This window comes from Sandaracinobacteroides sp. A072 (assembly GCF_052616365.1).
On record NZ_JBQXGU010000002.1, the window covers coordinates 84,921 to 97,167 of the forward strand.

The 12,247-nt window shown below is 64.4% G+C and carries 11 protein-coding genes; 6 read left to right on the forward strand and 5 right to left on the reverse strand.

Features of this window, described 5'->3' with window-relative positions:
• Positions 1–146: 146 nt before the first annotated feature.
• Positions 147–551: a c-type cytochrome gene (locus ACUJ46_RS06410; protein WP_445389636.1), complete on the reverse strand. Its 405-nt coding sequence runs from the start codon at positions 549–551 to the stop codon at positions 147–149.
• 175 nt (positions 552–726) lie between these two features.
• Between ACUJ46_RS06410 and ACUJ46_RS06415 the strand changes: the two genes are divergently transcribed.
• Complete coding sequence (locus ACUJ46_RS06415; RefSeq protein WP_445389637.1) at positions 727–1,116, forward strand: c-type cytochrome; 390 nt, start codon at positions 727–729, stop codon at positions 1,114–1,116.
• Between the two features lie 77 nt (positions 1,117–1,193).
• Here ACUJ46_RS06415 and katG read toward each other — a convergent pair whose 3' ends face one another.
• Positions 1,194–3,440 (reverse strand): catalase/peroxidase HPI, encoded by a 2,247-nt coding sequence (gene katG, locus ACUJ46_RS06420; RefSeq protein WP_445389638.1) that lies wholly within the window; start codon positions 3,438–3,440, stop codon positions 1,194–1,196.
• 114 nt (positions 3,441–3,554) lie between these two features.
• Positions 3,555–4,889: a guanine deaminase gene (guaD, locus tag ACUJ46_RS06425; RefSeq protein WP_445389639.1), complete on the reverse strand. Its 1,335-nt coding sequence runs from the start codon at positions 4,887–4,889 to the stop codon at positions 3,555–3,557.
• 250 nt (positions 4,890–5,139) lie between these two features.
• On the opposite strand from guaD, the gene ACUJ46_RS06430 reads away from it, so the two are divergent.
• The 3 genes from ACUJ46_RS06430 (at position 5,140) to ACUJ46_RS06440 (ending at position 8,080) form a co-directional block, all read left to right on the forward strand.
• Complete coding sequence (locus ACUJ46_RS06430; protein ID WP_445389640.1) at positions 5,140–6,192, forward strand: catalase family peroxidase; 1,053 nt, start codon at positions 5,140–5,142, stop codon at positions 6,190–6,192.
• The gene (locus ACUJ46_RS06435; protein WP_445389641.1) at positions 6,192–6,746 is read left to right on the forward strand and encodes a cytochrome b; all 555 of its coding nucleotides are present in this window, start codon (positions 6,192–6,194) and stop codon (positions 6,744–6,746) included. Before ACUJ46_RS06430 ends, ACUJ46_RS06435 begins: the two co-directional genes overlap by 1 nt.
• Before the next feature lie 344 nt (positions 6,747–7,090).
• Entirely contained in the window at positions 7,091–8,080 is a 990-nt protein-coding gene (locus tag ACUJ46_RS06440) for a metal-dependent hydrolase (protein ID WP_445389642.1), read from the forward strand.
• On the opposite strand, the gene ACUJ46_RS06445 is transcribed toward ACUJ46_RS06440, so the two are convergent.
• Together ACUJ46_RS06445 and proB are read right to left on the reverse strand one after the other, a co-directional pair.
• Positions 8,016–8,381: a hypothetical protein gene (locus tag ACUJ46_RS06445; RefSeq protein WP_445389643.1), complete on the reverse strand. Its 366-nt coding sequence runs from the start codon at positions 8,379–8,381 to the stop codon at positions 8,016–8,018. The two genes, ACUJ46_RS06440 and ACUJ46_RS06445, sit on opposite strands and share 65 nt — an antisense overlap.
• Positions 8,382–8,446: 65 nt before the next feature.
• Complete coding sequence (gene proB / locus ACUJ46_RS06450) at positions 8,447–9,592, reverse strand: glutamate 5-kinase (RefSeq protein WP_445389644.1); 1,146 nt, start codon at positions 9,590–9,592, stop codon at positions 8,447–8,449.
• Between the two features lie 269 nt (positions 9,593–9,861).
• Between proB and ACUJ46_RS06455 the strand changes: the two genes are divergently transcribed.
• Positions 9,862–10,638: a pyrroline-5-carboxylate reductase family protein gene (locus tag ACUJ46_RS06455; RefSeq protein WP_445389645.1), complete on the forward strand. Its 777-nt coding sequence runs from the start codon at positions 9,862–9,864 to the stop codon at positions 10,636–10,638.
• Between the two features lie 58 nt (positions 10,639–10,696).
• A complete protein-coding gene (gene putP / locus ACUJ46_RS06460; RefSeq protein WP_445389646.1) occupies positions 10,697–12,205 on the forward strand; it encodes a sodium/proline symporter PutP in 1,509 nt (502 codons plus the stop codon).
• The last annotated feature ends 42 nt before the right edge of the window (positions 12,206–12,247 follow it).

Here is a 12,247-nt window from a genome sequence, read left to right on the forward strand (position 1 = left end):
GCAGGTGGCGAAGAAGCCATTTCATGTCAAACGTAAAAGCAACAGCTGTTGCTCATGGGACGCACCAATCTAAAATTTGCGTCAACATGCCACGTCAGTCAGGCAGCAAAGCGTCCGAAACGGTGAAATTCGCGCCGGTGGGCGCTTCAGGGCTGGCCGGACTTCAGCCAGGCGATGAAGGCCTTCCGGTCCTCGGGTTTCCGCAGGCCCATGAAGGGCATGCACATGCCGGGCACAAGGTCGTGCGGCTTTTCCAGCCACTGGTCGAGCTGCTCTTCCGTCCAATTGAAATCGAGCGCACGCAGTTGTTCCGTATAGGCAAAGCCTTCCACCGAGGCAACCCTGCGGCCGACGATGCCCTCCAGATGCGGCCCGGTCATGGGCGGCGCATCGGCCTTCATCGTGTGGCAGGCGACGCAGCGGATGAAATGGCGCTTTCCGGCATCGATCAGCGCGGATTCTGCGACACCCTCGTCCGTTGCCATGCCGGGTGTTGCTGAAATCATGATGAGCGCCATGGCGGCAAGATGCCCGGCGGACAGGCTTTTCAAGAGGCTTTCCTTTCAGGGCTACCCTAGCCTCCAAGTCACTGCGTGGCCAATAGCCGCAGTCCCGGCCCGTCGGGTCGCTTTCCCCTCATACCCGCGCACGGACAAGTGGCGGCGGTTGTTCAGCACCCCTAAAGTCCGGCCACAATATGAATCCGGGATGATGGAGAGTTTGTCGATGCAATCCGTGAAGAGAACCCTGCTGCCCGGCGTGATGGCGGCGGGACTGATGGGTGGCATGCCCGCTCTTGCCAATGACGAGAGTGCCAAGGCCCCTGCCCGCCCTGCCGCATTCGCACAGTGTCTTGCCTGCCACACGGTCGAACAGGGGCGCAATGCCTTCGGCCCCAGCCTTGCCACTGTTGCCGGCCGCAAGGCCGCGAGCCTGCCCGATTACAAATACAGCAAGGCACTGACCGATTCCGGCCTGACCTGGGATGCCGGCACACTGGATCAATGGCTGAGCGGGCCGGCGAAACTGGTTCCCGGAACGCGCATGCCCTTTGGCGGCATCGCCGACCCCGAACGCCGCAAGCAGGTCATCGACTATCTGATGACGCTGAAATAAGCGGCCCAGAAGGAAAAAGGGCGGCGCATCGTGCGCCGCCCTTTCTCTATCAGGCCGTCGCCGGCCCCGGGTCGGGATCAGTAGCGGCCGAGGTTCATGACCTTCGTCCAGGCGTTCACGAAGTCCTTCACGAACTTCTCCTGGCCATCGACGGCGCCATAGACTTCCGACACGGCGCGCAGTTCCGAGTTGGAACCGAACACGAGGTCGACCGGGGTCGCCGTCCACTTCAGCTTGCCCGTCTTGCGGTCAATGCCTTCATAGACTCCTTCGGCCTTCGCAGACTTCGACCATTTGGTCGACATGTCGAGCAGGTTGACGAAGAAGTCATTGCTCAGCGTGCCGGGGCGGCTGGTGAAGACGCCATGGGCCGCCTTGCCGGCATTGGCGTCAAGCGCCCGCATCCCGCCCACCAGCACCGTCATTTCCGGCACGGTCAGGGTCAGCAGGCTTGCCCGCTCGACCAGCATTTCCGCCGGTGAAAGACGGTTTTCCTTGCCGAAATAATTGCGGAACCCGTCGGCGACCGGCTCGAGCGGCTCGAAGGAAGCGACATCGGTCTGCGCCTGCGACGCATCCATGCGGCCCGGCGTGAACGGCACGGTGACATCATGCCCGGCCTTCTTCGCGGCCTGCTCGATGGCGGCGGCACCGCCAAGCACGATGAGGTCGGCCATGGAGATCTTCTTGCCGCCCGACTGGGCGCGGTTGAAGTCCCGCTGGACGGTCTCGAGCCGCTTCAGCACCTTCTGCAATTCGGCCGGGTCGTTCACGGCCCAGTCCTTCTGCGGCGACAGGGCGACGCGCCCGCCGTTGGAGCCGCCACGCATGTCGGTGCCACGGAAGCTGGCAGCCGAAGCCCAGGCCGCCCGCACCAGTTCAGGGCCGGTGAGGCCGGATGCCAGGATACGGGACTTGAGTGTCGCCACATCCTGCGCGTTCACCAGCTCATGATCGACGGTAGGGATAGGATCCTGCCAGATCAGGTCTTCCCCTGGCGCTTCGGCACCGAGGTAGCGGGCACGCGGGCCCATGTCGCGGTGGATCAGCTTGAACCAGGCGCGGGCGAACGCATCAGCGAATTCCTCGGGGTTGTCGCGGAAGCGCTCCGAGATCTTGCGATAGGCCGGGTCCATCTTCATCGACAGGTCGGTCGTGAACATGATGGGGGCGTGGCGCTTGTCGGCCAGGTGCGCGTCGGGCACCATGTTGGCTGCATTGGGGTCGCTCGGCACCCACTGTATCGCACCGGCCGGGCTGCGTGTCTGCACCCAGTCGAAGGCGAAGAGATTGTCGAGATACTGGGTGGTCCAGGCGATCGGGTTTGCCGACCAGGCGCCTTCGAGGCCGCTGGTGATCGTGTCTTCGGCATTGCCCTTGCCGCACTTGTTCGCCCAGCCAAGGCCTTGCGCCTCGACGCCGCTGGACGCCGGGTCCGCGCCAAGGCAGTCATCGGGCTTGTGGGCGCCATGCGCCTTGCCGAAGGTGTGACCGCCCGCGATCAGCGCGACCGTTTCCTCGTCGTTCATGGCCATGCGGCCGAAGGTTTCGCGGATATCCTTCGCGGCTGCGATCGGGTCCGGGTTGCCGTTCGGGCCTTCCGGGTTCACGTAGATGAGGCCCATCTGCACGGCAGCCAGCGGGTTCTCGAGCTTGCGGTCACCGCTGTAGCGCTTGTCTTCCAGCCACTTGGTTTCCGGGCCCCAGTAGACCATGTCGGCTTCCCAGTCGTCCACGCGGCCACCGGCGAACCCGAAGGTCTTGAAGCCCATGGATTCAAGCGCGACATTGCCGGTCAGCGCGATGAGATCGGCCCAGGAAATGCTGCGGCCATATTTCTGCTTGATGGGCCACAGCAGGCGGCGCGCCTTGTCGAGGCTGACGTTGTCGGGCCAGCTGTTGAGCGGCTCGAAGCGCTGCTGTCCGCCATCGCCGCCGCCCCGGCCGTCAGCCGTGCGGTAGGTGCCGGCACTGTGCCAGGCCATGCGGATGAAGAAGGGGCCGTAATGCCCATAATCTGCCGGCCACCAGTCCTGCGAGGTGGTCATCAGGGCTTCGATGTCCTTCTTCACAGCCGCAAGATCGAGCTTGGAGAAGGCCTCGGCATAGTCGAAATCGGCGCCATAGGGGTTGGATGCCGGTGCATGCTGGCGCAGCGGGCGCAGGTCGAGGCGTTCCGGCCACCAGTCCTGGTTGGTCATGGTGCGGGCGGCAGATCCCGAACCATCCGTCATCGTGGTTTCGGCAGCAGCCGGCGCAGCCAGTGCCAGCGGCGTGAGCGCGCTTGCAAGCAGCGCCACGAGCATCAGTCTCTTGTTGTGCATAAACACCCTCCTCATGATCAATCCGGTGAAGTCCCGGGAGTTTCTTGCTTGCCGATAGCTTGCACCCCTTTTGCCATGGAAAGCAATTTTATCGTTCAGGGTTATTGATCCTGCTCATGAAGGAGCCATTCTGCTGCCGGCCACATAGGTCGCCGCGATGGCGCGATCATCGCCAAGCGTGAACAGCGCCGAGAGAAGATCAGCGCTGCTTCCGGCCTGCTGGCAGCGCATGGCCAAAAGGGGCGTTGCCGCCGGGTTGAGCACGACGAAATCGGCATCGTGGCCGGGTGCGAGGCGACCGATTCGATCATCGAGGCCCAGTGCGCGGGCTGGCCCGAGGGTAGCGAGATAGAGGGCCTCGGCAGGGCTGAGCAGATGGCCGGCAAGCTGGGCCACCTTATAGGCTTCGCCAGCGGTGGCGAGCATGGAAAGGCTGGTGCCCGCCCCCACGTCCGTGCCGAGGCCGACCTGGACCGGGCGGTTGCGCGCCCGGGCAGCGGCAAGGCGGAAGATGCCACTGCCTAGAAACAGGTTCGATGTGGGGCAATGGGCTACAGCCGCCCCGCTTTCGAAAAGCCGCCGGAATTCGCCCTCGTCGAGATGGATGCCATGGGCAAAGACCGAGCGTGGCCCGACAAGGCCGTAATGGTCATAGACATCGAGATAGCACGCCCTGTCGGGAAACAGGCTGCGGACCCACGCTGTCTCGTCCAGCGTTTCGGCCAGATGCGTATGAACATGAAGATGCGGAAAGCGCTTCCTGAGCGCGCCCGCCGCCTCCAGTTGCTCAGGCGTGCTGGTGGGCGCGAAGCGTGGCGTGATGGCATAGTGCAGCCTGCCCATGCCGTCCCACCGGTCGATGAGGGCCAGGCTGTCGTCATGGGCCATGCGGGCGGTATCGAGAAGCGAAGCGGGCGCGTTCCTGTCCATCATCACCTTGCCCGCGACCATCCGCATAGAGCGCGCCATGGCCGCCTCGAACAGCGCATCGGTCGCGTGCGGGTGGACCGTGGTGAAGACAAGCGCGGTGGTCGTTCCGTGCCGGATGAGCTGATCGCAGAAGAAGGCTGCGACCGCCCGGGCGTGGGCAGGATCGACAAACGCCATTTCGGCCGGAAAGGTCGTCTGTCCAAGCCAGTCGAGCAGCCGGTGTCCGGCTGCGCCGATGATGCCAACCTGGGAATAATGAACATGAAGGTCGATGAAACCCGGGACGATCAGCTTGCCGGAATGGTGATCCACGGGCGTGCCGGGCGGAAGACGCGACACAAGGGCGGCATGCGACCCCACGTCCTGGATTTTCCCGCCCGCCATGAGGATGAGGCCATCCTCCTCTTCGGCAAGAGCGGTTCCCGGATCATCGAGGAAAGGATCGTGGCGCAGCCAGAGCAGGCGCCCGCGAACGGCGGAAAGCCGATGCTCCGGTGCGGGCATGGCCTGCTGTGACATTTTGCTGCACCTTCCGATTGTTCGGTTCGCACCGCGCCTCCATCCCCGACGGGGCGACGGCCTGGCTGGCTGTCACCGCCCGCGACTGGCAAGCCATGTTCTTGCCTTGATTGATACTTCTTTCAAGCCCTCCGGCCGGGAAGGCGCCGAAGACGCACCGCACGGCATCGCGCCAGGCGGAATCCACGCTGCCCCACCCTCTTCATCGAAGGGGCTGGACGGTCCGTTACGCCCGCCGCAGCTTCCGTCCATGCAAGACACAGACCCACATGCGGGCGCGCGGCCGGCACGGAAGACTTTTCCCGCCTACGCCTTCATCGCCATCCTGGCAGGCGCCCTTCTGGTCGCCTTCCTTGTCGCGTCCGGCCGCATCGGGCCCGGGCGGCTGAAACCCGCCGACATCATCGACCTGATGCAAGGCCCCGAACCGCATGAAGGGTTCCGGCGCGCCCATGCCAAGGGGTTCTGCGTGTCGGGCCAGTTCCGTTCGACCGGTGCGCTTCAGCCCTACAGCAGTGCTGCAATCTTCAAACCCGGCGCCACGGCCTTCATCGGCCGCTATTCGACTGGCGGCAACAACCCCACCGCACCCGATCTCCAATCCCCGGTCAGGAGCCTTGCGCTCGCCTTCAGCCTGCCCGGGGGCCAGCAATGGCGGACAGCCATGAACACGCCGCCAGTGCTGCCGGTTCGGACACCTGAAGCCTTCCACGCCCAGCTTGCGGCGATGCAGCCGGACCCGGCGACCGGCAAGCCGGACATGGCGCGTATCATGGCGTTCATGAAATCCCACCCGGAAAGCGCAAACTTCCTTGCCTGGCAGGCCGGCTACAAGCCGACAGGAAGCCTCGCGACAGAACGATATCACAGCATCAACATCTTCCACCTCGTGAACGACAGCGGCCGCGAGCGCGCCGTGCGCTGGGCGGCGGCCCCGCAGGCGCCTGCCGGCCCGCCGCTGCAGGATCCGCACCCCGATGCCCTGCAACGCGAATTCGCCACCCGCCTTGATAGCGGCCCGGTGGTCTATGATCTCGTCTTCACCTTTGCCGGCTCCGGAGATCCTGTCGATGATGTGACGGCACTGTGGCCCGCCGACAGGCAGACCGTGGTTGCCGGAACCATCGAGATAGGGGGCTGGGAACCGCAGGCGGGCGGCGCATGCGGTGGGCTCAATTTCGACCCGGTGGTCCTGCCGGACGGGATAAAGCCGGGCCATGACCCGATCCTTCATGCCCGCGGTGCCGCCTATGCGGAATCGCAACGGCGCCGGGCGCGCGAACAGCTGGCAGGAGCAGAATGATGCGGGCACAGACTGAAAGCATCGCACAGGTCTATCCTGCATCCGCCCGGCTTCTGCACTGGGCGATGGCGGCCCTCATCCTCTCGATGCTCTTTCTGGGCGTTGCAATGGTGTCGAGCCTTGCCGAATGGCGAACTGCGGCAATCGGCCTCCACAAGTCCTTTGGCGCCCTGGCCCTGCTGCTTGTCATCCTGCGGCTTGCCAACAGGGTCCGCTTCAAGGCCCCTGCCCTGCCCGCCGGCCTTTCCGGGGCGCAGAAACTTGCGGCACGGGCCACGCACTGGCTGCTTTATGGCCTGATGCTTGCCGTTCCGCTTTCGGGCTGGGCCATGCAGGGGGCGGCTGGGCTTGCCGTCCGGCCCTTCGGGCTCTTCACGCTTCCCGCGATCGCGCCGGAGGGTATCGCGCTTTACGGCCTGTTCCGCGATCTGCACGGGCTTTTCGCCTGGGGCCTGTTCGGCCTTGTCCTCATTCATCTTTCCGCGGCCCTCCACCATGGGCTGGTGCGTGGGGACAATGTGCTCGGCAGCATGCTGGGAAGACGCGGGCGCTGAAGGCCAAGGGCCGTATTCATTCCAAAGGCCAGGATCGGGGCAAAAAAAGGGCCAGGGGAGCAAGCTCGACCCTGGCCCGAATTCCGGTCAACCCCCGAGGGAGGGAGGAGAGTGGCGGTTGACCCTCCGGCGTTCCAGGGGAGGAGAGAGAGGAGCGCCGAAGTGCGCTGCAAGGCAGCAACAGGACCTAGATATATCGGCAGGGTTTTTGTGCAAGTGCGAACAATGCATGGCTCCAATGCACTACGCTGATATGGTCAGGTTTCAGCATCTGGCTGCTGCTGCCATGAAGGCCGCCCGGGCTGGCTGAACGCCAGGCCGGAGGTCCGGACAGAAAGACTGGCATGGATAATCTGGCACATACGCTGGCGGGCGCTGCCCTTGGCCAGGCCGGGCTGAAACGCAAGACAGGCCTTGGCATGGCGACGCTGATGATCGCGGCCAACCTGCCCGACATCGACGTGCTGGGCCTTTTCATCGGGGAAAATCTCGCCTGGCGGCGCGGGTGGACACATGGGCCACTGGCCCTCGTGATCCTGCCGGTCCTGCTTGCACTTGCCATTCAGCTCTTCGATCGCTGGCAGACACGCCGTGGCACGCGCCCGCCCGGCCGCCTGCCCGTCCGTTTCGGCTGGGTTCTGGCGCTTGCCTATATCGGCATCCTCTCGCACCCGCTGCTCGATTATCTGAACGTCTATGGCATCCGCTGCCTGATGCCCTTCTCCGAACGCTGGTTCTATGGCGACGTGCTCTTCATCGTCGATGTGTGGATGTGGAGCGTATTGGCAATCGGTGTCTGGCTGTCGCGGCGGCGCGAACGGCGCGACAGGCCGGGCGTGCGCCGCCCGGCGATCCTCGCGCTTGCGGCGATCACGGCCTACACCGGCGCCATGGCCATGGCCGGGCGCTGGGCCGAACAGCATGCAACCGCCGCGATCAGCGCGCAGGGCCTTGGAACGCCGCAACGGGTTCTGGCCAGCCCTGTCCCGGTTGACCCGTTCCGGCGTGAAATCCTCTATGAACTGCAGGGCAGCTACGGCTTCGGCGAGGTGCGCTGGTCCCCCCTTCCCCGCCTCAGCCTGCAAGGCACGCCCATCCCGACCGGTATGGACCACCCGGCCATCGCGCGCGCGGCGGAAACGAACAAGGAGATGGCGGATTTCCTCATCTGGTCGCGCTTTCCCTTCGCCCGCGTGAAGGAAGATGCCGGCGCAACTGAAGTGATCCTTGGCGATGCGCGCTACAGCCGCAGGCCGGAAGACCCGCCGTTTACCGTCCGCGCTGTCGTGCCCGGCAGGCCCGAAGGCCAAGCGCCGTCGCCAGCACCCCGATGAGCAGCATCACCGACAGGATGACGGCATAGAAGACCGCGCTTTCTTTCGGCGGGCCATGCAGCAGATGATCGAGCGTAGGCACCAGAAGCCCCAGCATGAGGCCCGTATACAAGGCCCACGCAGCCGTCAGCACCGGGGGCCGCCAGCCATGGGGCGCGAAGCTCGCCGCCAGCAGGGCAAGGGCAACGGCCAGTTCATCGAACGCCATGGGCACGATTCGCGGGTCGCCCCACCAGCGGGCGAATTCGCCGCCTGCAAGAAGAAGGGCAAGCGGTGGCGTGGCAAGCACAAGGATCTTCATGAAAAAAGCCTAGCAGCAAGCCGAGGCCAGCGCGACAGCCAGATCGCGCCGGCCTGCGTCCAGCTCTAGCGGTCGGTTGATTCCGGCATGTCCCAGGCGATGTGGCGTTCATCCAGAAGGATCAGGTTCGCCGGTTTGATCAGCACGCCGGATGTCTGGTAACCCAGCAGTTCCCGCGGGGACGTTTCCGGGTTGCGCACCAGAAGCCCCGTTTCCTCCGAACTGAAATCGGTGAGGCCGCGGGCAAGCTCCTTGCCGCTATCGTCATAGATGTGAAGAACATCGCCCCGGTAATAGGGCCCGTTCACCTCGACCACATCCTGGCGAAGCACGCCGCGCCCGTCGCTGCCCAGCCCATCGGCAACCGAGCTGGACACGACGATGCTGCCAGCCACCTGGAGCCTGTTCGTCAGCCAGACGACCCAGTCCGAAGCCGTGTCCTTGAACGCAAGGCAGCGCGTGCAGAGTCGATCGCCCCTCAACACAGAACTGATCGGATCATCGGCTTCGCCATTGGCGATGAAGGTCGTGCAGCCGGCATGCTGGGCCATGTTGGCAGCCTGCATCTTGGTGAGCATGCCGCCGCTTCCCAGCGTGCTGGTTCCGGCCGTGACGGACAGATACTCGCTCACGTCCTCCACCACTTCCACGAGCCGCGCGCCCTCTTCCGACGGGTCGCGGTCATAGAGGCCATCGACACTGGTGAGGATGACGAGCTCCCGCGCGCCGACCATCTGCGCCACCTTGGCCGCAAGGCGGTCATTGTCGCCGACGCGGATCTCCTCGGTAGTGATGGTGTCATTCTCGTTGACGATGGGCATGATGCCGGCATCGAGCAGCCGCTGCACCGTGTTCTTGGTGTTGAGGAAGCGGCGACGATCCTCGAAATCATCCAGGGTCACGAGGATCTGGGCGATGTCATAGCGATATTCGCGGGCAAGCTGCTTGTAGGCATTCAGCAGCAGGGGCATGCCGCAGGCGGCGGCGGCCTGCTTGTCGGCAAGGCCGGCCTCTTCCGGGGTGGCGCCGATCATGTTGAGCCCCAGGGCAACCGCGCCGGAAGAACAGAGGATGACCTGATAGCCGTCTTTCCGCAGGCGGGCGATATCCTCGAGGAGGCGCTGCATGAAACCCCAGCGGGGGGTGAGCAGTTCCGGATTGGCAAGCAGGCTCGAGCCGACCTTCACGACAACGCGCTTGGCCTTCGACATTCAATTTCCTTTCATGCAATGCGCGTGGATTTAAAGAGACAAGGACGGATATTCAACCCCGGCACCAGTGTCATCGCGGGCCTGAGGGACAAGACTGCGCAATTGAGCCATACATGATGACCATGATCCGCATGCAAGATCGGGAGCAGGAGCAGCCTTCTGGTCCATGGGTTCAAAAAACTGGATTATGCTGCTATCCCGTCGCGGCGACCCGCCATCTTTGAGGGATGCGCGGGCAATTCATCGATGAAATTGCACGGAAGACCCATATGCAGGTTTTGATTATCGGCTGCGGCAAGATGGGGGGCGCCCTGCTCTCCCAGTGGGCACGCGGGCCTGGCGACTTCACCGTGATCGACCCTTTCGCGCCTGCCGTTCCCGAAGGCGTCACCCTGCTGAAGAATGACAGCACAGTTGGCGACAGGTTGTTCGACATCATCGTCATCGCCATCAAGCCGCAGATGATCGAAGAGGTTCTGCCGGCCCATGTCGGCCGGCTCGCGCCGGGCGGTTTTTTCCTGTCCATCGCGGCCGGGTTCAGCATCGGGCGGCTGGCGGGGCTTTCCGGTGGCAAGCCTGTCATCCGGGTGATGCCCAACCTGCCCGCCGCCATCGGGCAGGGCGTCAGCGGGCTTTGCCCCAGCGCGGACGCGACCGAGGCGATGTGCGCCAGCGCCGAGGCGCTGATGCGCCAGGCCGGCACGGTTGTCCGCGTGCCGGATGAAGACAGCCTCGACCGGCTGACTGCCGTTGCCGGCTCCGGGCCGGGCTATGTGTTCGAACTGGCGCGCAGCTATGTCGCCGCTGCCAATGCACTCGGCTTTTCCCCTGAAGTCGCGCGCGAACTGGTGCTGCAGACACTGGCCGGCAGCATCGCCATGGCCCAGGGCAGCGACCTTTCCCTGGAAGAGCTGCGCAATTCCGTCACCAGCAAGAATGGCACCACGGAAGCGGGGCTGAAGGCCCTGAACGCAGACGGCGGCCTTGACGAACGGCTTTCAGCCACGGTGAATGCAGCCTACGCCCGCGCCATCGAATTGCGCTGAATGCTGCGGCGCCATGGCTTCGTGCCGGACGCCTGACACCCCTTCGCAGGAATAATCGATGCACACCGCAGCCCTGGTTTCCCTTGGCCTTTACTTCATCCTGATGCTGGCGATCGGACTTTATGCCTATCGCACGTCCACCAGCGATGTTTCGGAATATATGCTGGGCGGGCGGCAACTGCCGCCGGCAGTCGCTGCACTTTCAGCCGGCGCGTCCGACATGAGCGGATGGATGCTGATGGGCCTGCCCGGCGCGGTCTTTCTCGCGGGCCTGGGGGCTGCCTGGATTGCCGTGGGCCTCGTGGTGGGCGCCTATCTCAACTATCGTTTCGTTGCGCCGCGCCTGCGCCTGTTCACGGAAATGGCCGATGATGCGATCACCATTCCCGATTTTCTCGCCAAGCGGTTCAAGGGGCGCGGGCGGGCGCTCAGGGTGTTGTCGTCGCTTGTCATCGTCATCTTCTTCACTCTCTACACCTCGGCCGGGATTGTTGCCGGGGGCAAGCTTTTCGAAGCCTCCTTCGGGCTGGATTATGAAACCGGACTTTATGTCACGGCCGGCGTCGTCGTCGCCTACACGCTGTTCGGCGGCTTCCTCGCTGTCAGCCTCACGGATTTCGTGCAGGGCTGCATCATGCTCGTGGCGCTGGTGCTGGTGCCGCTGGTTGCGATCGACGTTCTGGGTGGCTGGGATGGCAGCCGCGCCGCGATGGAAGCGGCCAATCCCGCACTGACCAGCTGGTTCACGGGTGTCACGGCGCTGGGCCTCGTCTCCAGCCTTGCCTGGGGTCTGGGCTATTTCGGCCAGCCCCACATCATCGTGCGATTCATGGCCGTGCGCTCGCTGAAGGATGTGGCGACCACCCGCTACATCGGCATGGGATGGATGCTCGTCACGGTGATCGGCGCGGTACTCGTGGGCCTCGTGGGGGCAGCCTATGCCCATGCCAATGCGCTTGACGTCGCCGACCCGGAGACAATCTTCATCCTGCTCTCGCAGATCCTCTTCCACCCGCTCATTGCGGGCTTTCTGCTGGCCGCCATCCTAGCCGCCATCATGAGCACGATTTCCTCGCAGCTGCTGGTCTCCTCCAGTTCGCTGACAGAGGATTTCTACCGCACCTTCGTCCGGCGCGATGCCGGCCAGAGCGAACTGGTGATGGTGGGCCGGCTCTCGGTCCTTGCCGTGGCGCTGGTTGCCATTGCCCTGGCGCATGACCGGTCGAGCAACATCCTCTCGCTCGTCGGCAATGCCTGGGCCGGTTTCGGCGCCGCCTTTGGCCCGGTCATCCTGCTCAGCCTCTACTGGTCACGGCTGACAGCGGGCGGCGCGCTTGCCGGTATGGTCGCCGGTGCTGCCACCGTCCTCTTCTGGCTCTATGCGCCGATCAAAGTCGATGGGCAGAGCCTGTCGTCCATCATCTACGAGATCGTGCCTGGCTTCATCGCGGCTCTGGTGGCCGCAATCATGGGCAGCCTGCGCGAAAGCCGGCGGGACAGCGCCGTGGAAGCCGATTTCCACCGCATCGAACGCGTGCTGAAGGAAACCCCCCAGCCCCTGCTCTAGGCAGGGGCCAGCCTTTCCCCGAACCGGCCCGTCAGCGAACCG

Excerpts from the sequence above, each read along its gene's own strand:
- ACUJ46_RS06415 (WP_445389637.1), top strand. The coding sequence starts at position 727 with ATGCAATCCGTGAAGAGAACCCTGCTGCCCGGCGTGATGGCGGCGGGA.
- katG (WP_445389638.1), bottom strand. The coding sequence starts at position 3,440 with ATGCACAACAAGAGACTGATGCTCGTGGCGCTGCTTGCAAGCGCGCTC.
- guaD (WP_445389639.1), bottom strand. The coding sequence starts at position 4,889 with ATGTCACAGCAGGCCATGCCCGCACCGGAGCATCGGCTTTCCGCCGTT.
- ACUJ46_RS06430 (WP_445389640.1), top strand. The coding sequence starts at position 5,140 with ATGCAAGACACAGACCCACATGCGGGCGCGCGGCCGGCACGGAAGACT.
- ACUJ46_RS06435 (WP_445389641.1), top strand. The coding sequence starts at position 6,192 with ATGCGGGCACAGACTGAAAGCATCGCACAGGTCTATCCTGCATCCGCC.
- ACUJ46_RS06440 (WP_445389642.1), top strand. The coding sequence starts at position 7,091 with ATGGATAATCTGGCACATACGCTGGCGGGCGCTGCCCTTGGCCAGGCC.
- ACUJ46_RS06445 (WP_445389643.1), bottom strand. The coding sequence starts at position 8,381 with ATGAAGATCCTTGTGCTTGCCACGCCACCGCTTGCCCTTCTTCTTGCA.
- proB (WP_445389644.1), bottom strand. The coding sequence starts at position 9,592 with ATGTCGAAGGCCAAGCGCGTTGTCGTGAAGGTCGGCTCGAGCCTGCTT.
- ACUJ46_RS06455 (WP_445389645.1), top strand. The coding sequence starts at position 9,862 with ATGCAGGTTTTGATTATCGGCTGCGGCAAGATGGGGGGCGCCCTGCTC.
- putP (WP_445389646.1), top strand. The coding sequence starts at position 10,697 with ATGCACACCGCAGCCCTGGTTTCCCTTGGCCTTTACTTCATCCTGATG.